General features: G+C 74.7%; 17 protein-coding genes and 2 riboswitches. Of the genes, 8 read left to right on the forward strand and 9 right to left on the reverse strand.

What is annotated here, in order from left to right; all coding sequences use genetic code 11:
- Positions 1-53 precede the first annotated feature (53 nt).
- Both PYR72_RS09845 and PYR72_RS09850 read left to right on the forward strand, forming a co-directional pair.
- Entirely contained in the window at positions 54-1,547 is a 1,494-nt protein-coding gene (locus PYR72_RS09845; RefSeq protein WP_275454953.1) for an aldehyde dehydrogenase, read from the forward strand.
- A complete protein-coding gene (locus PYR72_RS09850; RefSeq protein ID WP_275454954.1) occupies positions 1,544-2,245 on the forward strand; it encodes a gamma-glutamyl-gamma-aminobutyrate hydrolase family protein in 702 nt (233 codons plus the stop codon). The genes PYR72_RS09845 and PYR72_RS09850 overlap by 4 nt, the downstream gene beginning before the upstream one ends.
- Before the next feature lie 51 nt (positions 2,246-2,296).
- Here the strand turns inward: PYR72_RS09850 and cobN are convergent, their stop codons facing one another.
- Positions 2,297-5,929, reverse strand: coding sequence for a cobaltochelatase subunit CobN (gene cobN / locus PYR72_RS09855; RefSeq protein WP_275454955.1), 3,633 nt, complete (start codon positions 5,927-5,929; stop codon positions 2,297-2,299).
- 90 nt (positions 5,930-6,019) lie between these two features.
- Positions 6,020-6,096, reverse strand: a riboswitch (cobalamin riboswitch).
- A gap of 101 nt (positions 6,097-6,197) precedes the next feature.
- On the opposite strand from cobN, the gene cobG reads away from it, so the two are divergent.
- The 3 genes from cobG to PYR72_RS09870 all read left to right on the forward strand — a co-directional run bounded on the left by cobG (position 6,198) and on the right by PYR72_RS09870 (position 9,778).
- The gene (cobG, locus tag PYR72_RS09860) at positions 6,198-7,514 is read left to right on the forward strand and encodes a precorrin-3B synthase (protein ID WP_275460373.1); all 1,317 of its coding nucleotides are present in this window, start codon (positions 6,198-6,200) and stop codon (positions 7,512-7,514) included.
- Positions 7,515-7,658: 144 nt separating this feature from the next.
- Positions 7,659-8,291 (forward strand): precorrin-8X methylmutase, encoded by a 633-nt coding sequence (locus tag PYR72_RS09865; protein ID WP_275460374.1) that lies wholly within the window; start codon positions 7,659-7,661, stop codon positions 8,289-8,291.
- Positions 8,288-9,778: a precorrin-2 C(20)-methyltransferase gene (locus PYR72_RS09870; RefSeq protein ID WP_275454956.1), complete on the forward strand. Its 1,491-nt coding sequence runs from the start codon at positions 8,288-8,290 to the stop codon at positions 9,776-9,778. The genes PYR72_RS09865 and PYR72_RS09870 overlap by 4 nt, the downstream gene beginning before the upstream one ends.
- Before the next feature lie 157 nt (positions 9,779-9,935).
- Here PYR72_RS09870 and PYR72_RS09875 read toward each other — a convergent pair whose 3' ends face one another.
- Positions 9,936-10,718, reverse strand: coding sequence for a cobalt-precorrin-6A reductase (locus PYR72_RS09875; protein WP_275454957.1), 783 nt, complete (start codon positions 10,716-10,718; stop codon positions 9,936-9,938).
- A gap of 18 nt (positions 10,719-10,736) precedes the next feature.
- Between PYR72_RS09875 and PYR72_RS09880 the strand changes: the two genes are divergently transcribed.
- The gene (locus PYR72_RS09880; RefSeq protein ID WP_275454958.1) at positions 10,737-11,885 is read left to right on the forward strand and encodes a cobalt-precorrin-5B (C(1))-methyltransferase; all 1,149 of its coding nucleotides are present in this window, start codon (positions 10,737-10,739) and stop codon (positions 11,883-11,885) included.
- A gap of 3 nt (positions 11,886-11,888) precedes the next feature.
- On the opposite strand, the gene PYR72_RS09885 is transcribed toward PYR72_RS09880, so the two are convergent.
- From PYR72_RS09885 to PYR72_RS09910, 6 genes are all read right to left on the reverse strand, one after another.
- Positions 11,889-12,896 carry an ABC transporter substrate-binding protein gene (locus PYR72_RS09885; RefSeq protein ID WP_275454959.1) on the reverse strand — a complete coding sequence of 336 codons (1,008 nt, stop codon included), beginning with the start codon at positions 12,894-12,896 and terminating at the stop codon, positions 11,889-11,891.
- Between the two features lie 57 nt (positions 12,897-12,953).
- The gene (locus PYR72_RS09890) at positions 12,954-13,721 is read right to left on the reverse strand and encodes an ABC transporter ATP-binding protein (RefSeq protein ID WP_275454960.1); all 768 of its coding nucleotides are present in this window, start codon (positions 13,719-13,721) and stop codon (positions 12,954-12,956) included.
- 1 nt (position 13,722) lies between these two features.
- A complete protein-coding gene (locus tag PYR72_RS09895; RefSeq protein ID WP_275454961.1) occupies positions 13,723-14,778 on the reverse strand; it encodes an iron ABC transporter permease in 1,056 nt (351 codons plus the stop codon).
- 127 nt (positions 14,779-14,905) lie between these two features.
- Positions 14,906-14,987, reverse strand: a riboswitch (cobalamin riboswitch).
- 256 nt (positions 14,988-15,243) lie between these two features.
- Complete coding sequence (gene cobM, locus PYR72_RS09900) at positions 15,244-15,993, reverse strand: precorrin-4 C(11)-methyltransferase (RefSeq protein ID WP_037726824.1); 750 nt, start codon at positions 15,991-15,993, stop codon at positions 15,244-15,246.
- Positions 15,990-17,285: a precorrin-6y C5,15-methyltransferase (decarboxylating) subunit CbiE gene (cbiE, locus tag PYR72_RS09905; protein WP_275454962.1), complete on the reverse strand. Its 1,296-nt coding sequence runs from the start codon at positions 17,283-17,285 to the stop codon at positions 15,990-15,992. Before cbiE ends, cobM begins: the two co-directional genes overlap by 4 nt.
- A 157-nt stretch (positions 17,286-17,442) precedes the next feature.
- The gene (locus PYR72_RS09910) at positions 17,443-18,408 is read right to left on the reverse strand and encodes a D-2-hydroxyacid dehydrogenase family protein (RefSeq protein ID WP_275454963.1); all 966 of its coding nucleotides are present in this window, start codon (positions 18,406-18,408) and stop codon (positions 17,443-17,445) included.
- Positions 18,409-18,616: 208 nt separating this feature from the next.
- Between PYR72_RS09910 and PYR72_RS09915 the strand changes: the two genes are divergently transcribed.
- Complete coding sequence (locus PYR72_RS09915; protein WP_275454964.1) at positions 18,617-18,913, forward strand: DUF2218 domain-containing protein; 297 nt, start codon at positions 18,617-18,619, stop codon at positions 18,911-18,913.
- A gap of 306 nt (positions 18,914-19,219) precedes the next feature.
- Positions 19,220-22,132, forward strand: coding sequence for an AAA family ATPase (locus PYR72_RS09920; protein ID WP_275454965.1), 2,913 nt, complete (start codon positions 19,220-19,222; stop codon positions 22,130-22,132).
- Here the strand turns inward: PYR72_RS09920 and PYR72_RS09925 are convergent.
- On the reverse strand, positions 22,125-22,985 hold the full coding sequence (locus tag PYR72_RS09925) for a hypothetical protein (protein WP_275454966.1): 861 nt from the start codon (positions 22,983-22,985) through the stop codon (positions 22,125-22,127). The two genes, PYR72_RS09920 and PYR72_RS09925, sit on opposite strands and share 8 nt — an antisense overlap.
- Positions 22,986-23,324 lie beyond the last annotated feature (339 nt).

Consider the following 23,324-nt stretch of genomic DNA (forward strand, 5'->3'; position numbering starts at 1 on the left):
GGCCCCGCACCCCGCACACCCCGTTCACCGAACAAGGAATGAGGAGAGCCAAGATGCCCGCCGCCCTCGCCCACGACGACCTGCTCCGCCGCGCCGAGGAGCTGGATCTCCCCAGCCGGCACCACATCGACGGGGCGGACGAACCGGGCGGGGGCGCCTCCTTCGCCGTCGTGTCACCCCGCGACGGCAGGACCCTCGTCGAGGTGGCCGACGCGCACGGCGCCGAGGTCGACCTGGCCGTGGCCGCCGCCCGCCGCGCCTTCGACCGCGGCCCCTGGCCCCGTACGGCCCCCGCCGACCGCGGCCGGATCCTGCTGCGCATGGCCGACCTCCTGGAGGAACGGCGCCAGGAGCTGGCCCTGACCATCACCCTGGAGATGGGCAAGCCGTACGGGGAGGCGCACGACATCGAACTGCGCGCCGCGATCACCACCTTCCGCTGGTACGGGCAGCTCGCCGACAAGCTCACCGACGAGTCGCCCCACACCGCCCCCGACGCCCTGGCCCTGGTCACCCGCGAACCCGCGGGTGTCGTGGGCGCGGTGGTGCCGTGGAACTTCCCCCTGACCCTGGCGAGCTGGAAGGTCGCCCCGGCGCTGGCGGCGGGCTGCACGGTCGTCCTGAAGCCCTCGGAGAACTCCCCGCTGTCCGCCCTGCTGCTGGGCCGGATCGCCACCGAGGCCGGACTGCCGCCGGGCGTCCTCAACGTCGTCACCGGTGACGGGCCGACCGCCGGGCGGGCCATCGGGCTCCACCCCGACGTGGACGTCCTGGCCTTCACCGGCTCCACGGCCGTCGGCCGGCACTTCCTGCACTACGCCGCCGACTCCAACCTCAAGCGGGTCTGGCTGGAACTGGGCGGCAAGTCGCCGAACATCATCCTTCCCGACGCCCCCGACCTGGAGAAGGCGGCCGCCACCGCCGCCTGGGGCATCTTCTTCAACCAGGGCGAGATGTGCACGGCCCCCTCCCGGCTGCTGGTGCACTCCTCGGTCGCCGAACGCGTCACCGAGGCCGTCGTCGCCCGCGCCCGGGAGCTGCGCGTCGGTGACCCGCTCGACCCGGCCACCGAGATGGGCGCCCTGGTCCGCGAGGCCCACCTCGAACGGGTCCTCGGCCACATCGGCGCGGGTGTCGACGACGGCGCCCGCCTGCGGGCAGGCGGCGAACGCGTCCTGGCCGGGACCGGCGGCAGCTATCTGCGGCCCACCGTCTTCGACCGGGTGGACCCCGGGATGCGGCTGGCCCGCGAGGAGATCTTCGGCCCGGTCCTGTCCGTCCTCACCTTCGACGACCTCGACGAGGCGGTACGGCTCGCAAACGACACCGAGTACGGTCTCGCCGCCGGCCTGTGGACCGCCGACCTGACCACCGCCCACCGGGTCTCCCGCGCCCTGCGGGCCGGCACGGTCTGGGTGAACTGCTACGAGGAGGGCGACCTGACCGTCCCCTTCGGCGGCATGAAGCAGTCGGGCAACGGCCGCGACAAGTCCGCCCACGCCATCGAGAAGTACACCGAACTGAAGACCACCTGGATCCAGCTGTGACCCGGCCCCTGATCGCGGTACCCGCCCGTTTCGCCGCCACGACCTCCGCGCTGCGGTACGCCGCCGAGGTCAACGCCCGCGCCCTGATCGAGGCCGTCTGGCGGGCGGGCGGCGAACCCGCGAGCATCCACCCCGCCCCCGGTGACACGGCCGCCCGCCTCGCCCGCTTCGACGGCGTCCTCCTCCCGGGCGGCGGCGACCTCGCCCCGCACCGCTACGGCGCGGGGCACACCCACGCCAGCGTGTACGACGTCGACGAGGTCCAGGACGCCTTCGACCTCGACGTCGCCCGCGCCGCCCTGGAGTCGGGCCTCCCGCTGCTGGCGGTCTGCCGGGGCCTGCAGGTCGTCAACGTCGCCCTCGGCGGCACCCTGGAACAGGACATGGGCGGCCCGGAACACGAACACCGCCACCTCGTGCACCCGGTGGCGCTCCGGCCCGGCACGCTGCTGGAGCGGGTCACCGGCGCGCAGAAGGTGGAGGCGTCCTGCTACCACCACCAACGGGTGGACCGGCCGGGCGAGGGCCTGGAGGTCACCGCCCGCGCCGCCGACGGCACCGCGGAGGGACTCGAACTCCCGGGCGCCACCGGCTGGTTCACCGCCGTGCAGTGGCACCCCGAGGACACCGCCGGGGAGGACCCGGCGCAGCAGGCCCTCTTCGACGCCCTCGTCCGGGCCGCCGGCGACCGACGCTGACCCGGGCCGTCCGACGACGGCCCGGGCACGCCGGTCCGGGCCGCGCCGGCGTCAGTCCTCGCCGCCCTCCAGGTCGCCCTCGGTCTCCAGGTACACCTGCCGCAGGCCCTCCAGCACCGCCGGGTCGGGCTTCTCCCACATGCCGCGCGACTCCGCCTCAAGGAGCCGCTCGGCGATGCCGTGCAGGGCCCAGGGGTTGGCCTGCTGGAGGAACGCGCGGTTGGTCTCGTCCAGGACGTAGGTCTCGGTGAGCTTGTCGTACATCCAGTCGGCGATCACGCCGGTGGTGGCGTCGTAGCCGAACAAGTAGTCCACCGTCGCGGCGAGTTCGAAGGCGCCCTTGTAGCCGTGGCGGCGCATCGCCTCGATCCACTTGGGGTTGACCACGCGGGCGCGGAAGACCCGGGAGGTCTCCTCGACCAGGGTGCGGGTGCGGACCGTCTCGGGGCGGGTGGAGTCGCCGATGTACGCCTCGGGGGCGGTGCCGCGCAGGGCGCGGACGGTGGCCACCATGCCGCCGTGGTACTGGAAGTAGTCGTCGGAGTCGGCGATGTCGTGCTCGCGGGTGTCGGTGTTCTTCGCGGCCACCTCGATCCGCTTGTACGCGGTCTCCATCTCCTCGCGGGCCGGGCGGCCGTCCAGTTCGCGGCCGTAGGCGTAACCGCCCCAGACCGTGTAGACCTCGGCGAGGTCGGCGTCGGTGCGCCAGTCGCGGGAGTCGATGAGCTGGAGCAGTCCGGCGCCGTAGGTGCCGGGCCGGGAGCCGAAGATCCGCGTGGTGGCCCGGCGTTCGTCGCCGTGCTCGGCGAGGTCGGCCTGGACGTGGGCGCGGACGTGGTTGGCCTCGGCCGGCTCGTCCAGGGAGGCGGCGAGGCGTACGGCGTCGTCGAGCAGGCCGACGGTGTGCGGGAACGCGTCGCGGAAGAAGCCCGAGATGCGCAGGGTGACGTCGACCCGGGGACGGCCCAGCTCCTCGGCGGGGACGGCCTCCAGGCCGGTCACCCGGCGCGAGGCGTCGTCCCAGACCGGGCGGACGCCGAGCAGGGCGAGCGCCTCGGCCACGTCGTCGCCGGCCGTGCGCATGGCGCTGGTGCCCCACAGCGAGAGGCCGACGGAGGTGGGCCATTCGCCGTTGTCGGCGCGGTAGCGCTCCAGCAGGGAGTCGGCGAGGGCCTGGCCGGTCTCCCAGGCCAGGCGGGAGGGGACAGCCTTGGGATCGACGGAGTAGAAGTTGCGGCCCGTCGGCAGGACGTTGACCAGGCCCCGCAGCGGGGAGCCCGACGGTCCGGCCGGAACGAAGCCGCCGTTCAGGGCGTGGACGGTGTGGTCGAGTTCCGCCGTGGTCGCGGCGAGCCGGGGCACGACCTCGCGGGCGGCGAACTCCAGGATCGCGGCGACCTGTTCACCGTGCTCTGTGGGAACGGCGGCGAGGTCCCAGCCCGCGTCCTCCATCGCCTGGACCAGCGCGCGGGCCTTCTCCTCCGCTTCGTCGGCGGTCGTCCGGGTCGCGGCAGACTCGTCGAGACCGAGCGCCTCGCGCAGACCGGGCAGGGCGGTGGTGCCGCCCCAGATCTGGCGGGCGCGGAGCACGGCGAGGACCAGGTTGACGTGGTCGGCGCCGGTCGGCGGGTTGCCGAGGACGTGCAGGCCGTCGCGGATCTGGGCGTCCTTGACCTCGCAGAGCCAGCCGTCGACGTGGAGCAGGAAGTCGTCGAAGCCGTCGTCCTCGGGGCGGTCGTCCAGGCCCAGGTCGTGGTCGAGCTTGGCGGCCTGGATGAGGGTCCAGATCTGGGCGCGGATCGCCGGGAGCTTCGCCGGGTCCATCGAGCTGATCTGGGCGTACTCGTCGAGGAGTTGCTCCAGGCGCGCGATGTCGCCGTAGGAGTCGGCGCGGGCCATCGGCGGCACGAGGTGGTCGACGAGGGTGGCGTGGACGCGGCGCTTGGCCTGGGTGCCCTCGCCCGGGTCGTTGACCAGGAACGGGTAGACCAGGGGCAGGTCGCCGAGGGCTGCGTCGGGGCCGCAGGCGGCGGACAGGCCCGCGTTCTTGCCGGGCAGCCATTCCAGGTTGCCGTGCTTGCCGAGGTGGATCATCGCGTCGGCGCCGAAACCGCCGTCGTCGGCGCGGGCGGCGATCCAGCGGTAGGCGGCCAGGTAGTGGTGGGAGGGCGGCAGGTCCGGGTCGTGGTAGATCGCGATCGGGTTCTCGCCGAAGCCGCGCGGCGGCTGGATGAGGATCAGCAGGTTGCCGAAGCGCAGGGCGGCGAGGACGATGTCGCCCTCCGGGTTGGCGCTGCGGTCGACGAACATCTCGCCGGGCGCCGGGCCCCAGTGCTCCTCGACGGAGGCACGCAGTTCCTCGGGGAGCCCGGCGTACCAGCGGCGGTAGTCGGCCGCCGGGATGCGGACCGGGTTGCGGGCCAACTGCTCCTCGGTCAGCCAGTCCTGGTCGTGGCCGCCCGCCTCGATCAGCGCGCGGATCAGTTCGTCGCCGTCGCCGGAGGCCAGGCCCGGCACCTCGGCGTCGGTCCCGAAGTCGTAGCCCTCCTCGCGCAGGCGGCGCAGCAGGGCGACCGCGCTGGCGGGGGTGTCCAGGCCGACCGCGTTGCCGATGCGGGAGTGCTTGGTCGGGTAGGCGGACAGGACGAGCGCGAGGCGCTTGTCGGCGTTCGCGATGTGGCGAAGGCGCGCGTGGCGTACGGCGATCCCGGCGACGCGGGCGGCACGCTCGGGGTCGGCGACATAGGCGGGGAGGCCGTCCGCGTCGATCTCCTTGAAGGAGAACGGGACGGTGATCAGGCGGCCGTCGAACTCCGGGACGGCGATCTGGCTGGCCGCGTCGAGCGGGGAGACGCCCTCGTCGTTCTCCTCCCAGACGGAGCGCGAGCCGGTCAGGCACAGGGCCTGGAGGATCGGCACGTCGAGGCCGGTGAGGGCGCCCGCGTCCCAGGACTCGTCGTCGCCGCCGGCGGACGCCTCGGCGGGCTTGGTGCCGCCCGCGGCGAGGACGGTGGTCACGATGGCGTCGGCGGCGCGGAGTTCCTCGATCAGCTCGGGCTCGGGGGCGCGCAGGGAGGCCACGTACAGCGGGAGCGCGCGGGCGCCCTTGTCCTCGATCGCCTCGCACAGGGCGCCCACGAAGGCGGTGTTGCCGCTCATGTGGTGGGCCCGGTAGTAGAGCACGGCGACGGTCGGGCCGTCGGCGCCCGCGCGTGGGGTGCGCTCCAGCGGGCCCCAGGACGGTGCGGGGGCGGGGGCGTCGAAGCCGTGCCCGGTGAGCAGGACGGTGTCGGAGAGGAAGCGGGCCAGCTGCTCCAGGTTGGCGGGGCCGCCGTGGGCGAGATAGGCGTGGGCCTCGGCGGCGATGCCGACCGGGACCGTGGAGGCGGCCATCAGCTGGGCGTCGGGGGCCTGTTCACCGGTGAGGACGACGACGGGGCGGCCGTCGGCGAGCAGCAGGTCGAGGCCGTCCTGCCAGGCGCGGATGCCACCGAGGAGGCGTACGACGACGAGGCCGGTGCCGTCGAGGAGGTCCGGGAGGTCCTCCAGCGCGATCCGGGAGGGGTTGGCGAAGCGGTACGGGACCGGGCCGGCCGCCGCACGGGCGCTGAGCAGATCGGTGTCGGAGGTCGACAGGAGCAGGATGCGGGGCTGCGTCGAGCGCTCCCCGGGCGATGACTGCATGCGGCTGCTGGCCTTCCTCGGGGTCCGCGCCCCGGGCGGTGTCGGATCGGAGTCTCCCCTGCTCGGACGGACCGAGGGGTGCGGGGAAGGGAGTTCCTGACTCGCCCGCCCCTCCTGGGACGGACTCACAGTGGCGGGACCGCGCCGGACTCACACCGGGCTTCCTCCCCTGTCGCCATGGTGGCGTAGGCGGACCGGATGATCCGCCAAGCAGCATAGTAAGGGTCGCCTCAAAAGGGCGGAGGATACGTCCGTTGTGCCGGTGGGTATGCTCGCCGCCATGTCCACGCCTCCCCTGCGTTCATCGTCCCAGGCCACAGCGGCCACACGGGACCGTGGCGACGCCTGCCCGGGGACGCTGCGGCTGCACACGGCGGACGACGGGGCGCTGGCGCGGGTCCGGGTGCCCGGTGGGGTGCTGACCGTCCGCCAGGCCGAGGCGCTCGCGGAGGCGGCGCGGGGGCTCGGCGACGGTGATCTTCACCTCACCTCGCGCGGCAACGTGCAGCTGCGGGGACTGTCCGACGGGTGCGGGGGCGCGCTGGCCGAGTCGCTGGACGCGGCCGGACTGCTCCCCTCCCCCGCGCACGAACGCGTGCGCAACATCGTCGCCTCCCCCCTGTCCGGCCTCGACGGACGGGGACTGCGGGACGTACGGCCCTGGCTGTCGGGTCTCGACGCGGCGCTGTGCGCGAGCACGGCGGCACGGGAGTTGTCGGGACGGTTCCTGTTCGCGCTCGACGACGGACGCGGGGACGTGGCCGGACTCGATCCCGACGTGACGGTCCGCGCGGAGGCGGACGGCGGCGCGCGCCTGAGCCTCGGCACGGCCGACGAGGCCCTGTCGGTCTCCGCCGAGGACGCGCCCCGGGCCGCGCTGACGGCCGCCGAGACCTTCCTGACGGCGGCGCGGGACGGCGGGGCGCGGGTCTGGCGGGTGACCGAACTCCCGTCCCGGGACGGGCTGCTCGCCCTGGTCCACGACCGGCTGACCGCCGCCGGGATCGGCGCGGTGCTCCGGGCCGGTACGACGGCGGGAGCGACCGGGGCGGAGGGACCGCCTCCGGGAGTCGTCGGCGAGGCCCTGTCCGTCCACGCCCCGCTGGGTCGCCTCACAGCCCCGCAGTGGCGGGAGTTGACCGCTCTCGCGGCCACGACCGCCCGGCGGGAGCTGCGGCTCACTCCCTGGCGTGGAGTCGTGGTCCCGGTGCCGGGCCCGGGTGCGGAGCGGGCCGCCGAGGCGCTCGCCCGGCTCTCCGTGACCGGCCTGGTCACCGATCCCGCCTCCCCCTGGCTGCACGTCGGCGCCTGCATCGGGCGGCCCGGCTGCGCCAAGTCCCTGGCGGACGTGCGGGCGGACGCGACCGCGGGTCTCGACGCGGCCCGGCACGGCGGCGGCCTTCCCCTGTACTGGTCCGGCTGCGAGCGCCGCTGCGGCCGGCCCCGGGGCGAGCACGTCGAGGTGGTGGCCGTGCCGGGCGGCGGCTACCGGCTCGCCCGCACCGCTCCCGGCCGGGACGCGCGGACCGCGGCCCTGGCCAGTCCCACCGGACTCGCCGCCGCCCTGGGGGAGATCACCCCATAGGCCGGACAGCAGCGTGACCCGCCCCGACCGCACCCGCCCGAACGCCCCGCGCGAGAACGACATCCGCACGAGAACGACATCCGCATGAGCACCACCCGCACGACCTTGCCCCGTACGCCGACCGAGAGCAGCGAGAAGACCACCGTGACCACCTACGACTACGAGAAGGACGGCCCGGCGATCTACCGGCAGTCCTTCGCCACCATCCGCGCGGAGGCGGACCTCGCGGCGCTGCCCGCCGACGTCAGCCAGGTCGCGGTGCGGATGATCCACGCCTGCGGAATGGTCGACCTCGTGCGGGACCTGGCGTACACGCCCGGCGTGGTGGCCCGCGCCCGCGAGGCCCTGCGGGCCGGAGCGCCCATCTTCACCGACGTCCAGATGGTGGCCAGCGGGGTGACCCGTAAGCGGCTGCCCGCCGACAACGACGTGCTGTGCACGCTCTCCGCGCCGGGCGTCCCCGAGCTGGCGGCGAAGCTGGGCACCACGCGCAGCGCCGCCGCGCTGGAGCTGTGGCGGGACCGGCTGGAGGGATCGATCGTGGCCGTCGGCAACGCGCCCACCGCGCTGTTCCGGCTGCTGGAGATGATCGAGGAGGGCGCGCCCCGGCCCGCCGCCGTCATCGGTGTGCCGGTCGGGTTCGTCGGCGCCGCGGAGTCCAAGGACGCGCTCGCCGCGCACCCCTCGGGCCTGGAGCACCTCGTCGTACGCGGCCGGCGCGGCGGCAGCGCCATCGCCGCCGCCGCGCTCAACGCGATCGCGAGTGAGGAAGAGTGAGCGGGAAGCTGTACGGCGTCGGGCTCGGCCCCGGCGACCCGTCCCTGATGACCGTCCGGGCCGTCGAGGTGATCTCCGAGGCGGATGTGATCGCGTACCACTGCGCCCGGCACGGCCGTTCCATCGCCCGCTCGATCGCCGCGAAGCACCTGCGCGACGATCACATCGAGGAACGGCTGATGTATCCGCTGACCACGGAGACCACCGACCACCCGGGCGGCTACAAGGGCGCGATGGAGGACTTCTACGAGGAGGCGTCGGCCCGCCTGGCCGCCCATCTCGACGCCGGGCGCACGGTCGCGGTCCTCGCCGAGGGCGACCCGCTGTTCTACGGCTCCTACATGCACATGCACAAGCGGCTGGTCGACCGCTACGACACCGAGGTGATCCCCGGTGTCACGTCCGTGTCGGCCGCCGCGGCCCGCCTGGGCACACCGCTCGTCGAGGGCGAGGAGGTGCTGACGATCCTGCCGGGCACCCTGCCCGAGGAGGAGCTGACCGCGCGGCTCGCCGCGACCGACGTGGCCGTGGTGATGAAGCTGGGGCGGACCTTCACCAAGGTGCGCGGCGCGCTGGAGAGCGCGGGACGGCTCGCCGAGGCCCACTACGTCGAGCGCGCCACCATGCCCGGCGAGCGCATCGGTGAACTGGCGGACGTGGACGCGGAGTCGGTGCCGTACTTCTCGGTGGCCGTGCTGCCCAGCCAGGTCGACGCCGAACGGCCGGAGGCCCGGGAGCGGGGCGAGGTCGTCGTGGTCGGCACCGGGCCCGCCGGTCCGCTGTGGCTGACGCCCGAGACGCGGGGGGCGCTCGCCGCCGCCGACGACCTCGTCGGCTACACCACCTATCTGGACCGGGTGCCCCGGCGGGCGGGGCAGGTGCGGCACGGCTCGGACAACCGGGTCGAGTCGGAGCGCGCCGAGTTCGCCCTCGACCTGGCCCGGCGCGGGCGCCGGGTCGCGGTCGTCTCCGGCGGCGACCCGGGGGTCTTCGCCATGGCGACGGCCGTGCTGGAGGTCGCCGCGCAGGAGGAGTACGCGGACGTGCCGGTGCGGGTGCTGCCGGGGGTGACCGCCGCCAACGCGGCCGCCGCCCGCGCGGGCGCCCCGCTGGGCCACGACTACGCCACGCTCTCCCTCTCCGACCGGCTCAAGCCGTGGGAGGTCATCGCCGAGCGGCTGCGCGCGGCGGCCTCGGCGGATCTGGTGCTGGCGCTGTACAACCCCGGTTCACGCAGCCGTACCTGGCAGGTGGGCAAGGCGCGTGAGCTGCTCCTCGAACACCGGGCGCCGGACACCCCGGTCGTGGTCGCGCGGGACGTGGGCGGCTCCGGTGAGCGCGTACGGATCGTGTCGCTGGCCGGCCTGGACCCGGCCGAGGTCGACATGCGGACGATCCTGCTGGTCGGCTCCTCGCAGACCCGGGTGGTCCGGCGCGGGGACGGGGAGCAGATCGTGTGGACGCCCCGCCGGTACCCGGAGGGGTGAGCGGGGCGGGGCGCTGTCGCGGACGGCGGTGGCCGGGTGGGCCGACGCGGAGGCCCACGTGTGCCCACGGGTGCCGGGGCCGACGGGTCCGCGGCCGTGCCGGGGCCTGCCCGTCCTCGGGTCGGCGCACGGTGACGTGTGTGCCGACCCGGCGGGGTCAGCGGACGTCGGGACGCTCCTCGGCCCGCCTGGCTCGGACTGCTTCGGCCGGCCCGTGGACCCAGCGGGCCGCCGCGTCCGGGTCCGCCACCACGGTGACGCCCTCCGGCACGGGGGGCCGGCGCACCACCAGGACCGGCAGCCCGGCCTCCCGCGCGGCGGTCAGCTTCGGCGCGGTGGCCGCTCCCCCGCTGTCCTTGGTGACGACCACGTCGATGCGGTGGCGGCTCAGCAGCTCCCGCTCGCCGTCCAGGGTGAACGGTCCCCGGTCGAGCAGCACCCGCGTCCGGGCCGGGTACGGGGCCTCGGGGGCGTCGACGGAGCGGACGAGGAACCACAGGCCGTCCAGGGCGGCGAACGCGGCCAGCCCCATGCGCCCGGTGGTGAGGAACACGCGGTGGCCGAGCGTGGGCAGCAGCCGCGCCGCCTCCGTCAGTGAGCCGACGTCGTGCCAGTCGTCGCCGGGGCCCGGCACCCAGCCGGGCCGGCGGAGCGCGAGCAGGGGAACATGGGTGGTGGCGGCCGCCCGTGCCGCGTGGAAACTCATGGTCCCGGCGAAAGGATGGGTGGCGTCGATGAGCGCGTCCACCTGGTGTTCGCGCAGCCAGTCGGCCAGCCCCTCGGCCCCGCCGAAGCCGCCGACGCGGACCTCGCCCGGGGGCAGCCGGGGGCTGGCGACCCGTCCGGCGAGCGAGCTGGTCAGCCGCAGGCCGGGGGTGCCGTGCAGCAGTTCGGCCAGGCGGCGGGCCTCCGTGGTTCCGCCGAGTATCAGTACGTGCATGGAAGTCCGGGTCCGATCATGAGCAGTGACGAGCAGCAGGGTGTGGGCGGCGCGGCGGCGGGCGGTCGCGCGGCCCAACTCAAGCACACCGGTCTGCGTCCCGGCTGGACCACCGGTGCCTGTGCGACGGCCGCCACGACGGCCGCGTACACCGCGCTGCTGACCGGAGAGTTCCCCGACCCGGTGACGATCACCCTGCCGAAGGGGCAGACCCCGGCGTTCGCGCTGGCGGCCGAGGAGCTGACCGGTGACAGCGCGACGGCGGGGATCGTGAAGGACGCGGGCGACGACCCGGACGTCACGCACGGCGCGCTGGTCCGGGCCACGGTACGGCGGCTGCCCGCCGGGGCGGGCGTGGTCTTCCGGGCCGGTCCCGGGGTGGGGACGGTCACCCGTCCGGGCCTGCCCCTCGCGGTCGGCGAACCGGCGGTGAACCCGGTCCCCCGGCAGATGATGCGGGACCACGTCGCCGAGGTCGCCGCCCGCCACGGCGGCAGCGGCGACGTCGAGATCACCGTCTCCGTGGACCACGGCGAGGAGATCGCCCGCTCCACCTGGAACCCCCGGCTGGGCATCCTCGGCGGTCTCTCCATCCTGGGCACGACCGGGATCGTGGTCCCGTACTCCTGCTCGGCGTGGATCGACTCCATCCGACGGGGCGTCGACGTGGCCCGGGCGGCCGGGCGCACGCATCTCGCCGGGTGCACCGGGTCGACGTCGGAGAAGACGGTCGTCGCCGAGTACGCGCTGCCCGAGGACGCGCTGCTCGACATGGGCGACTTCGCGGGCGCGGTCCTGAAGTACGTGCGCCGGCACCCCGTGGACCGGCTGACGGTCTGCGGCGGTTTCGCCAAGCTCTCCAAGCTCGCCGCCGGCCATCTCGACCTGCACTCCGCCCGCTCCCAGGTCGACAAGGGCTTCCTCGCCGAGCTGGCCCGGCGCGGCGGCGCGGACGAGGCGCTGGCCGCCGAGGTGGCCGGCGCCAACACCGGGCTCGCCGCACTCCAGCTGTGCACGGCGGCCGGAGTGCCGCTCGGCGACCTGGTCGCGGTGGCGGCCCGAGACGAGGCCCTCGCCGTCCTGCGGGGCGCGCCCGTCGCGGTCGACGTCCTCTGCATCGACCGGGCGGGCACGATCGTGGGCCGCAGCGGGGTGCGGCAGCCCTAGTTTCTAGGCGACGGTCCGCAGGTAGGCGCCGAGGCGGGCGACGGCCGACGGGTTGCGGGGGCTCTCGACGAGGTCGGCGTAGTCGAGGACGAAGATCCGGCGGTGTCTGATCGCGGAGACGTCGCGCAGCGGGGCGTAGGAGAGCAGGAACTTCTTCTTCTGCTCGGCGCCGACGTCGCCGTAGTCGCAGATCACGATGGCGTCGGGGTTGCGCCGGACGACGCTCTCCCAGCCGACGGTGGTCCAGGAGTCCTCGACGTCGTGCATGACGTTGACGCCGCCGGCCTCGGTGATGATCTGCTCGGGCGCGGCGTAGCGGCCGGAGGTGAAGGGCTGGTCCTGGCCGCTGTCGTAGAGGAAGACCGTGGGCTTCTTCGCGGGCGCCTGCGCGTGCACGGCGGCGATCTCCTTCCTGAACCCGGCGATCAGCGTGGCCGCCCGCTTCTCGACGCCGAACAGCTTCCCGAGGTTGGTGAGGTCGGTGTAGAGGGCGTCGAGGGGCGGCATGATGCCGCGCGAGGTCCCGGTGCGGCCGTTGCGGCAGGACTCGGTGAGGACGTACGAGGGGATGCCGAGCTTCTTGAGGGTGTCGGGGGTGAAGCCGGCGTCCTCGCGGAAGCCGTAGTTCCAGCCGGCGAAGACGAGATCCGCCCGGGCGTCGAGCACGTTCTCCTTGGTGAGCTGGTCCTTCGACAGCCACTTCACCTTGTCGTAGCCGTCCTTCCAGGGCACGTCGCTCAGGTCGCCCTTGTCGTCGGGCATGGCGTACCCGGCCATGCGGTCCTCCAGGCCGAGGGCGAACATCAGCTCGGTGATCCCGACGTCGTTGGTGACCACGCGCTCGGGGACCCTGTCGAAAGTGATCTTCCGGCCGCAGTTGGTGAGGGTGACGGTTTTCCCGGCGGACCGGGTCCCGCCGTCCGCGGGCGGTTCCACGGTCGCCCCGCATCCGGTGACGGCGGCGGTGGCGGTGGCGGCGAGGCAGACGGCGGCGGCGAGCAGCTTGCGCATGAGGGTCCTCAGGGGTGGCGGGGCCGGGGCTTCGGGTGCGGGAGGAGCGCCGGGGCTTCAGGGGACGGACGGGAGCAGGTCGAACAGGAGTTGGACGGCACCGGTGACCGGATGCCGAACGGGATGGGCGCGGACCCCGAACACCTCGGCGAGCAGGTCGGGGCGCAGGACGTCGTGGGGCGGGCCGGAGGCGACGATGCGGCCGCCCGCGATCACGTACAGGACGTCGCAGTGCGCGGCGGCGAGGTTGAGGTCGTGCAGGGCGGCGAGCACGGTGACGCCGCTGTCGCGGACCAGGGACAGCACGTCCAGCTGGTGGGCGATGTCGAGATGGTTGGTGGGTTCGTCGAGGACGAGCACCCGCGGCTGCTGGGCGAGGGCGCGGGCCAGCAGGACACGCTGCTTCTCGCCGCCGGACAGGGCCGGGAACCCCCGGTCGGCGAGGTGGTCCACGCCGGTGCGGGCCATGGCCCGCGCGCAGATCTCCGTGTCGGAGGCGGCCGTGCGGTCCCGGTGCGGCAGCCGCCCCATGGCGACGACCTCGGTGACCGTGAAGTCGAACTCGGCGGTCGACTCCTGCGGCAGCGCCGCCAGTTTCCGGGCGGCGGCCCGGGGCGGCAGGGCGTGCACGTCCTCGCCGTCCAGCCGCACGGCCCCGGCGGCCGGGCGCAGCGCCCGGTAGACACAGCGCAACAGCGTCGACTTGCCGCTGCCGTTGGGGCCGACGAGCCCGACGAACGCCCCGCTGCCGGCGGTGAGCCGGATGTCGTCGACCAGCCGGGCGCCCGCGGCCTCGACCGTCACCCCGTCGATGTCGAGTCGCATGTCAGCGGCCTCCGAACGCGTAGCCGCCGCGTCGCATCAGCAGCAGGAAGGCGGGCACGCCCACCACGGCGGTGATCACACCGACGGGCAGTTCGGCGGGGGCGAGCAGCAGCCGGGACAGCACGTCCGCCCACACCAGGAGCACGGCGCCGACGAGCGGGGCGACCGCCAGCACCCGCCGGTGGTCGGCGCCGACCAGCATCCGCACCACGTGCGGCACCATCAGCCCGACGAACCCGATGGCCCCGCTGACCGCCACGACGGTCCCGGTCACGCCGGCGGTGACGAGGAACAGCTCCCGGCGCAGCCGCTCCGGGCGGACGCCGAGCGCGGCCGCGGTCTCGTCGCCCAGGGCGAGGGCGTTGAGGGACTCGGCCCGCCGGCGCAGCCACGCCCAGCCCGCGGCCACGGTCACGGCGACGAGCGGCACCTGCGCCCAGGTCGCCCCGCCCAGGCTGCCGAGCAGCCACATCAGCGCCGACCGTGCCGCCTCGCCGCGTGCCGCGCCGAACACCATGACGGTGGTGAGCGCCTCGAAGCCGTAGGCCAGTGCCGTTCCCGTCAGGACCAGCCGCAGCGGGGACAGTCCGTGGGGTGAGCGGGCCAGCGCGTACACCAGGGCCATGGCGGCGAGGGCGGAGAGGAAGGCCGACACGGACAGCGCCCAGATCCCGAGCGCGGCGAACGCGCCGAGCAGGATCACCGCGTTGGCGCCGACCGCCGCGCCGGAGGAGATGCCGAGCACGAACGGGTCGCCGAGGGCGTTGCGCACGATCGCCTGGACGCCCACCCCGACGGAGGCGAGCCCGGCGCCCACGACCGCCCCGAGCAGCACCCGCGGCAGCCGGATCTCCCAGACGATGGTGTACGCGGCGGCGTCCCCGGCGTGCACGGTCCCGCCGGTGAATCCGGCCCACAGGAACCGCAGGACGTCCTGCCCTCCGATGCCGGCGGCGCCCAGCCCGGTGCCGCCCACGAGCGACAGCAGCAGGAGCAGGGCGAGGCCGAGTATCAGCGGGGGCAGGGGTGTCCGGCTGGGGGCGGGGCTGCGGCGCACGGTCGGGGCGGTCCTTCGCCTGGGGCCGCCTGACGGACGTCGGTCGAGGAACAGCCCGTACGGCACGGGGGCCGTGCGGTCCCCTCTCGCAGTCCACGGCGAGCGTTCAACGGGTCGCACCACCCTCGGGCGATCGGGCTCGCGCGACGGCCGTCGGGCCGTCGCGCACACCGTTGCGGGTCAGCGCCGGACTCTCACCGGACTTCCCCCGCGGGAGGCAAGGGGAGCGTAGCACCGGGTGCGGGGGCGCCTTCCGGGTCGGGGGTGCGGGTGCGTGGGCGACCGCGGGCCCGGTGGGGCTTCTCGCGCAGTTCCCCGCGCCCCTGAAAAGCCGGGGCTGCGCCCCGTGCTTTTCAGGCCCGCAGGGCCGTTGGCTGTCAGGCCCGCAGGGGCCTGATGCCTTTAGGGGCGCGGGGAACTGCGCGAGAAGCCCCACTCACCCGCAGCCGACAACGCACCCCCTCCTCAGCACTCGTGCCGGTCCCGCTCGGGCGAGTACAGATGACTGTCCCGGAACTGCCGCGCACCAAGCGTCCGGCCGACCATGATCACAGCCGTGCGCAGCACACCCGCCGCCTTCACCTGCCCCGCGATCTCCTCCAACGTCCCCCGGAGAACCAGCTCCTCGGGCCGCGAGGCGTACGCGACGACGGCGGCCGGGCAGTCCGCCCCGTAGTGCGGAAGAAGTTCCTCGACGACACGGTCCACGTAACGCACGGCCAGGTGCAGCACGATGAGCGCCCCGCTGCGCCCGAGGGTGGCGAGGTCCTCGCCGTCCGGCATGGGCGTGGCCTGCTGGGCGACGCGCGTGAGGATCACGGTCTGGCCGACCGTCGGCACGGTCAGCTCCCGCTTCAGCGCGGCCGCCGCTGCGGCGAACGCGGGCACCCCGGGCACCACTTCGTACGGCACGCCGGCCGCGTCCAGCCGCCGCATCTGCTCGGCGACCGCGCTGAACACGGACGGGTCCCCGGAGTGCAGCCGGGCCACGTCGTGCCCCTCCTCGTGCGCGCGCACCAACTCGGCGGTGATCCGGTCCAGATCGAGCTGGGCGGTGTCCACCAGCCGTGCGCCGGGCGGGCATTCGGCCAGCAGTTCGCGCGGGACGAGGCTGCCCGCGTAGAGGCAGACCCCGCAGGCGGCGAGCGTACGGGCGCCACGGACCGTGATCAGGTCGGCGGCACCGGGGCCGGCGCCGATGAAGTACACGGTCATCTGTCTTCTCCCGAAGCGGTGTCGGCGATATCGGCGATGTCGGCGGTGTCGAGGCTGCTCCTGCGTACGGCCCACTGGGTCACCGGCATCGCCTGCCGCCATCCGGTGAAGCCGCCCACGGGCACGGCGTGCGCCACCGCGAGCCGTACCAGTTCCCCGCCGTGGCGGCGGTGGGCGGCGGCGAGGACGGCCTCGGACTCCAGGGTCACGGTGTTGGCGACCAGCCGTCCGCCCACCGGCAGGGCCTGCCGGCAGGTGTCGAGCAGACCGGGCGCGGTGAGCCCGCCGCCGATGAACACGGCGTCCGGCGGCGGCAGTTCGGCCAGGGCGGCGGGCGCGGCCCCGGTGACGACCCGCAGACCTGGGACACCGAGCCGCTCGGCGTTGCGGACGATGCGTGCGGCGCGCACGGGGTCGCGTTCGACGGTGACCGCCCGGCAGGAGGGGTGCGTACGCATCCACTCGATCGCGATCGAACCGGATCCGCCGCCGATGTCCCAGAGGAGTTCGCCGGGTGCCGGGGCGAGGGCGGCCAGCGTGGCGGCGCGCACATGGCGCTTGGTGAGCTGGCCGTCGTGCTCGTACGCCTCGTCGGGCAGGCCGGGCCCGGCGCCGAGGCGGAGGGCGTCCGGTGCCCGCCGGCACTCGACGGCGACGATGTTGAGGGGGTCGCCGGGCGGGTGCGCGGGCTCCCAGCCGTCGGCGGTGACGGCGTCGCCCGTCCGCTCCTTCTCGCCGCCGAGCTGTTCCAGGACACGCATCCGGCTCGGCCCGAAGCCCCGGTCCCGGAGCAGGGCGGCCACCTCCGCGGGCGTGCCGGCGTCCGCGCTGAGCACGAGGAGGCGTCGGCCGTCGTGCAGGACGGCGGCCAGCCGGGCGGCGGGGCGGCCGACGAGGGTGACCACCTCGATGTCCTCCAGCGGCCAGCCGAGGCGGGCGGCGGCGTAGGAGACGGACGAGGGGTGCGGCAGGACGCGCAGCCGGTCCCCGGCCTCCTCGGCGAGGGCGCGGCCGATGCCGTAGAACATGGGGTCGCCGCTGGCCAGTACGGCGGTCCGGCGGCCGGCGTGCGCGGCCAGCAGAGCGGGGACCGCGGGCCGCAGGGGTGAGGGCCAGGCGATCCGTGTCCCCGCGCACTCCGGGGGGAGCAGGTCGAGCTGGCGGGGGCCGCCGATGAGGACCTCGGCCTCGCGCAGGGCGGCCCGGGAGGAGTCGGGCAGGCCCTGCCAGCCGTCGGCGCCGAGCCCGACGACGGTGACGGCGTGGGGCGGTCCTGGTCGTGCGGGGGTCACTGCGGGGTTACCTCGGCGGATCGGGGGCGGCTCTCGGGTGATGACGAAGGCGCACTCTACTGGGCGGTGACCTGCGCGCCCGTGGCCGGGTGCGCAGGAACCGGCCGCCCGACGGCTCCCCCGGTCGCACAGGCCGTACCGGCGCCGCCGTGCCCGCTCAGCCGGGGGTCAGGGTCCGGACCGGGGCGCCGGCGAGGTAGGCGGTGATGTCCTCGACCGCCTCCGTGTAGAAGGTGCGGTAGTTCCGCTCGGTGACGTAGCCGAGGTGCGGGGTGGCGAGCACGTTCGACAGTGCGCGCAGGGGGTCGTCGGCGGGAAGCGGTTCGGTCTCGAAGACGTCGAGGCCGGCGCCGGCGATCCAGCCCTCGCGCAGGGCGCGGACGAGGGCGGCCCGGTCGACGATGGCGGCGCGGGAGGTGTTGACGAGGTGGGCGTGCGGGCGCATGGCACGCAGTTCCGGCTCGCCCAGCAGGCCGCGGGTGCGGTCGGACAGGACGAGGTGGACGGAGACGAAGTCGCTGCGGGCGAGCAGGTCCTCCTTGCCGTCGGCCAGTCGCGCTCCCGCCTCGGCCGCCCGTTCGGCGGTGAGGTTCTGGCTCCAGGCGAGGACCTCCATGCCGAAGGCGGTGGCCACCCGGGCGACCCGGGTGCCGATCCTGCCGAGTCCGAGGAGGCCCAGGGTGCGGCCGTGCAGGTCCTGGCCGACGGTGGACTGCCAGGGGCCGCCGCCCCGCAGGCCCCGGTTCTCGGTGGTGAGGTGGCGGGCCAGGCCGAGGAGGAGCGCCCAGGTCAGTTCGACGGGCGGGGTGGGGCTGCTCGCCGTACCGCACACGGTGACGCCTTGGGCGTGCGCCGCGGCGAGGTCGATGGAGGCGTTGCGCATGCCGGTGGTCACCAGCAGGCGCAGCCGGGGCAGCCGGCGCAGCAGGGCGGCGTCGAAGGGGGTGCGTTCCCGCATGGCCACGACGATCTCGCAGTCGCGGAGTTCGGCCACCAGCGCGTCGCGGTCGGCGATGTGCTCGCGGAGCGTGCGCACCTCGACCCGGTCGGCGAGGGGGCTCCAGTCGGCCATGGCCGGGGCGGCGCCCTGGTAGTCGTCCAGCACTGCGCAGTGGAGGGTCATAGGTGCAGTCTGCCGTTGCCCGGCCCGTGGGGTGGACGGGGGGCCGGGCAGGGGTGTGAGCCACACAACACCCTCTTTGCTTCAAATTTGAATCAGAGAGAGCTAGGGTCGATCTCACTGCTTGAAGTATCAAGCATGAGTCGATCGGTGCGGCAGAGCCGCGTCCACCGCACCCGCCGGCCCCCTCGCCCGCACCCAGGAGTCCCCCATGCCCACCTCCCTCGGTCGCGCCTCCACCGACGCCGCCCCCCGCTACGCCAAGCAGCTCGCCTCGCACTTCGGTCGAAAGATTCCCAGCGAGGCGACCGCCGACGGCGGCCACCGCCTCACCTTCCAGCAGACCGACGTCCTCCTCCAGCCCGCCGCGGACCACCTCCTGATCCGGGTGACCGCACCCGACGCGTCCGCGCTCTCCACCGTCAGGGAGGTCGTGGGCAGCCACCTCGAACGCTTCGGCCAGCGCAACGAGTTGTCGGTCACCTGGGACGAACCGTCCGACGACTGACCCGCCGAGCCGCGCGTGGGCCCGACGGCATGCCCGTCGGGCCCACGCGCGCGCGTACCCCTCGCACCACGAGTTCGACGAGCCCTGCGCGCCCGGCCACCCGGGCGTCCGCGGGGGAGCGTTCCTCGGCGTGTCCCGTCCGGGGCCGGGGAGGCCGCCCGCCCTGTGACATCCGTCCGTTCCGGTCGTCCCGCGCGGCGGTCACGGTGATCGGCAGGAGAGAATGACGCGTGAGGGGGATGTGAAGAAGAGGGGGCAACTGTGGGAGCCGACGCGGCAGTTGGGGCGGACGGGAACGGAACTCCCTTGCTGGGCCGTTCCTCCGAACTCGCCCGGTTCGACGCGCTGCTCGACCGCGCGGCCGCGGACGCGCGCGGCACGGCGAGCGGCGAGGAGTCCCGCGACGGCGGCCTGTCCCGGCTCGTCGACATCACCGGCGAGGCGGGGATCGGCAAGAGCCGCCTGCTCGGCGAGGTCTGCGCACGGGCGCGCCGGCGCGGCATGACGGTCCTGCGCGGCAGGGCCACGGAGTACGAACGGCGGGTGCCCTTCCAGGTGTTCACCGACGCGCTCGCCCACCTCGGCCCGCACGCCCCGGAGGGCCTGCCGGAGACCGACGCGGTGGCGCCCCTCCTCGGGCGGAGCGGCACGGTGGACCGTTTCGGACTGCACCGGTCCACGGCCGCCCTGCTCGCCCGGCTCGCCGCCCCGTCCGGGCTGCTGCTGGCCCTGGACGACCTGCACTGGGCGGACCCGGCGTCCCTGGAACTGCTGGACCACCTCGTACGGCACCCCCCGCACGCCCCCGTCGTCGTGGCCGTGACCCGCCGTGACCGGCAGGGGCCCGAGTCCCTCGCCGCCGGGCTCACCCGGGGAGTCGACACGGGCACGGTCGTCCGGCTCGGCCTGCGACCGCTGAGCGCGGGTGACTGCGCCGAACTGGCCGGTCCCGGCCTGCCGCCCACCGAGACGGCCGCGCTGCACGCCGCGAGCGAGGGCAATCCGTTCTACTTCCTCACCCTCCTCCAGGCCCGCAGGGACGGTACGACGCCGGAGTCCTCGCCGCCGCCGGGGCTCGGCACCCTGCTGCTGGACGAGCTGGCCGTACTCGCGCCCGCCCGGCGCGGCATCGTCGAGGCCGTCGCGGTCCTGGGCGAGCACGCCACCCCCGCGATGGTGAGCCGGGTGACGGGCCGGCCGGCTGCCGCGTTCGCCGACGACGTCCACGCGCTCACCCGCCGCGACCTGCTGCGCACCACCTCACAGGGCCTGCTGACCCTGCGGCATCCGGTCGTGCGCACCCTCGTCCACGAGAGCACGCCCATCCTGAGGCGCGCCGAGATCCACCGGCTCGCGGCGCAGGAACTGGCCCGCGTCGGCGCCTCGGCGGCCGAGCGGGCCCATCACGTGGAACGGTCGCTGACCGCCTGGGACCCGGAGGCGGTGGCCGTACTGGTCGAGGCCGCCGCGCAGACGGCCCGGACGGCCCCGGCGAGCTGCGCCCACTGGCTCGACGTGGCCCTCCGCCACCTCCCGCACACCCCCGAACACGCCCTCCGCCGAAGGAAGTTGACACTGAGGCGAGCCCGCGCGCTGGCGGCGTGCGGGGGCCTGCGCGAAAGCCGCGACCTGCTCCAGGAACTGATCGCCACCCCCCGGCGCTCACCCGAGGGGCCGGCGGCCGACGAGGACCAGGGCCTCCGCGTGCGCGCGGTCGTCCTGTGCGCGGTGGTGGAGCGTCATCTGGGGCGCTCCACCGAGGCCGTCGCGGTGCTGCGCCGCGAACTGGCCCGCGACCCGGCCCCGGCCCACGTCGTACGGCTCGGCCTGGAGCTCGGCTCGGCCGCGCCCCTGGACAGCGAGACCTCCTACGCCCGGGTCCGCACCGAGGTCGAGGCGGCCCTCGCGGCGGCCCGGTCCACGGGGGACGAGGTCGGGGAGGCGGGCGTCCTCGCCGTCGCCGCCCTGGGAGAGGCGTACGAGGGCAACATGACGGCGGCGCACCAACTCGCCCGGCAGGCCGCCGCCCTGGTCGACTCCCTGCCGGACAACGACCTCACCGCGCTGTGCGAGCCGCTGGCCCGGCTCGGCTGGGCGGAGGCGTTCCTGGAGCACTATCCGGACGCCGAGCGGCACGCCGAGCGCGGCCTCGACATCGCCCGCCGCAGCGGTCAGCTGTATGTCGTGCCGCATCTGCTGCTGTGCCTGTCCCATGTCAGGGTGCAGACCTGCCGGATCCCCTCCGCGCTGGAACTCGCCGAGCGGGCCGAGGACATCGCGCGCGGGATCGGCAGCGACCAGTTGCTCGCGTTCGTGCTGGCCAGCAGGGCCGCGGCGCTCGTCGCCGGCTGCCCGCCGGGCGATCCGCGCCCCCTGGCCGTCGCCGAGGAGGCGGTGGCCGCGGCCGGCGGCGGGGTCGACTGGTGGGCCTCCACGGCCTGGTGCATCTTCGGCTGGGCCGCGCTCATGGCCGGCGATCCGGTGCGGGCCCGGGACGCGATGCTGCAGGCGGGCGGACCCGAACTGCAGCGGATCCAGCCCTCGATGCGGCCGCTCTACCTGGAGATCCTGGTCACGGCCGCCCTGTTGACGGGGATGCCGGAGGAGGCCCGCGGCTGGGCCGAGCGGGCCCGGAAGGAGGCGGAACAACTGGGGCTGCCGATGCAGCGGGCGTCCGCGCTGCGCAGCGCCGCCCATCTGCCGCTGGCACAGGGGGACACCGCCGCGGCGGCGGACCTGTTCGCGGAGGCCGCGGCGGAGAGCGCCCGCTGCGGCGCGGTCTTCTGGGAGGCCCAGTCCCTGCTGCTGGGCGCCCCGCTGGAAGCGGCGGCGGGCCGCGGCCGGGCGGGCACGCACGCCTGGCTCAGGGGGCGCAGGCTGGCCGAGGCGGGCGGCAGCGGGATGCTGGTCGGCCTCGCCGACGCCACCCGCCCGCCCGGCGGCGGCCCGCAGGCGCCGTACGGCTCCCCGGACCGCGCCGAACGCACGGACCGGCTGGCCGCCCTGACCGCCCGGGAGCTGGAGATAGCCGAACTGGTCGCGCAAGGGCTCACCAGTCAGGCCATCGCGGACCGGCTGTTCGTCAGCCGGCGTACCGTCGAGACCCATGTCTCCCGGACCTTCCGCAAGACCGGGGTCTCCTCCCGTACGGCCCTGGCGGCGCTGATGGCCCGCCGCCGCGCCGGGGGCCGGTTCGGGGACGCCGGGCCGGCTACCTGACGTCGACGTAGTCGCCGGACGCGGTCGCGGAGCCGGTCGTGGTGGTGCCGGCGAAGACGAAGCGGAAGTAGCCGTCGGAGCGGGCCCGGGTGGTGGTGCTCAGGGTGCCGCCGCTGCCGGTCCTGACCGTCTTGAGGGTGGTGTAGGTGCTGGTGCCCCGCTTGCGGAACTGCAGCTGAACCGGCTGGTCGGCGTATCCGGCGTTCTTGCCCGTGGCCCAGTTGGCGCGGCTCAGCTTTCCGGTGACCTTGATGTTCCTGCCCGCCGTCACGGGCTCCGGGGAGGCGTCGGTGGTCAGCTTGGCCGCACGCTTGATGCTGCCGCGGGCGACGTCGTCGTCGACACTGACGTTCGCGTAGAGGTCGTAGGCGCCCAGGAAGAGCTTCCAGGTCCCGGCGGTGCCGTTGCCGTCCTTGAAGTCGACGGCCGGGTCGATGGTGAAGACCGTCCGGCAGCTGTAGCGGTAGCCGCCCTGGACCGGTGTCTCGGTGCAGGTGGGGTCGGCGTCCGACCCCAGGGCGCCGGTGATGGTGTCCGTGTCCGAAGGGTCGGTGCCCTGCCACAGGAAGGCCTGGGTGAGGGCGAGGCCCTCCTCGTCGAACGCGGTGAAGGTGACGGGAACGGCCTTCTTGCCCGTCACACCGAGCACGACGTCCTTGCCCTTGTTGACGACCCCGTTCGTGAAGGTGGTGCCGCCGATCGGGTCCTGCGGCCGGGCACGCTCCGAGGTGAGATCTCTGAGGTCCTTCACCGCCCCGGAGTGCCCCGCCGCCTGGGCGGTGCCCGGAAGAACGAGGGCCGAGAGGACGGCCGCGCCGGACAGGACGATGGCTGCGGTGTGGTGGACGCGCATGTGTTTCCCCCAGGACGAGATCGGACGGACGGGGGCGAGTCCCGGCGTTCCCGGGCCTCCGCTTCCCCGTCCGCTGTCGTCATGGAGGCAAGGAAACGGCACGGCTGTCGGGGGCGCGTCGGTAGGAACACGTATTCCATGTACGTATGTGCCGGGAGCAACCCGCGAGGTGGTCGCGAGCGCTTCGCGGCCGCGATGACGTCGGTGTTGTGGTTCCCCGACCCGGCGACGGGGGCCGAACCGTGGACGTGCCGTGGACATGCGGACGTCAGATCCGGCCAGTTTTCCCGCGAGCGGTGACGTGAGCCGGAGGCTTTGCCTAGGGTGTGGCGATCTTGT

This window comes from Streptomyces sp. VNUA24 (genome assembly GCF_029167005.1).
GTDB lineage: Bacteria > Actinomycetota > Actinomycetes > Streptomycetales > Streptomycetaceae > Streptomyces > Streptomyces scabiei.

Excerpts from the sequence above, each read along its gene's own strand:
- PYR72_RS09845 (WP_275454953.1), top strand. The coding sequence starts at position 54 with ATGCCCGCCGCCCTCGCCCACGACGACCTGCTCCGCCGCGCCGAGGAG.
- cobN (WP_275454955.1), bottom strand. The coding sequence starts at position 5,929 with ATGCAGTCATCGCCCGGGGAGCGCTCGACGCAGCCCCGCATCCTGCTC.
- cobG (WP_275460373.1), top strand. The coding sequence starts at position 6,198 with ATGCTCGCCGCCATGTCCACGCCTCCCCTGCGTTCATCGTCCCAGGCC.
- PYR72_RS09875 (WP_275454957.1), bottom strand. The coding sequence starts at position 10,718 with ATGCACGTACTGATACTCGGCGGAACCACGGAGGCCCGCCGCCTGGCC.
- PYR72_RS09880 (WP_275454958.1), top strand. The coding sequence starts at position 10,737 with ATGAGCAGTGACGAGCAGCAGGGTGTGGGCGGCGCGGCGGCGGGCGGT.
- PYR72_RS09885 (WP_275454959.1), bottom strand. The coding sequence starts at position 12,896 with ATGCGCAAGCTGCTCGCCGCCGCCGTCTGCCTCGCCGCCACCGCCACC.
- PYR72_RS09890 (WP_275454960.1), bottom strand. The coding sequence starts at position 13,721 with ATGCGACTCGACATCGACGGGGTGACGGTCGAGGCCGCGGGCGCCCGG.
- cobM (WP_037726824.1), bottom strand. The coding sequence starts at position 15,993 with ATGACCGTGTACTTCATCGGCGCCGGCCCCGGTGCCGCCGACCTGATC.
- PYR72_RS09910 (WP_275454963.1), bottom strand. The coding sequence starts at position 18,408 with ATGACCCTCCACTGCGCAGTGCTGGACGACTACCAGGGCGCCGCCCCG.
- PYR72_RS09915 (WP_275454964.1), top strand. The coding sequence starts at position 18,617 with ATGCCCACCTCCCTCGGTCGCGCCTCCACCGACGCCGCCCCCCGCTAC.
- PYR72_RS09925 (WP_275454966.1), bottom strand. The coding sequence starts at position 22,985 with ATGCGCGTCCACCACACCGCAGCCATCGTCCTGTCCGGCGCGGCCGTC.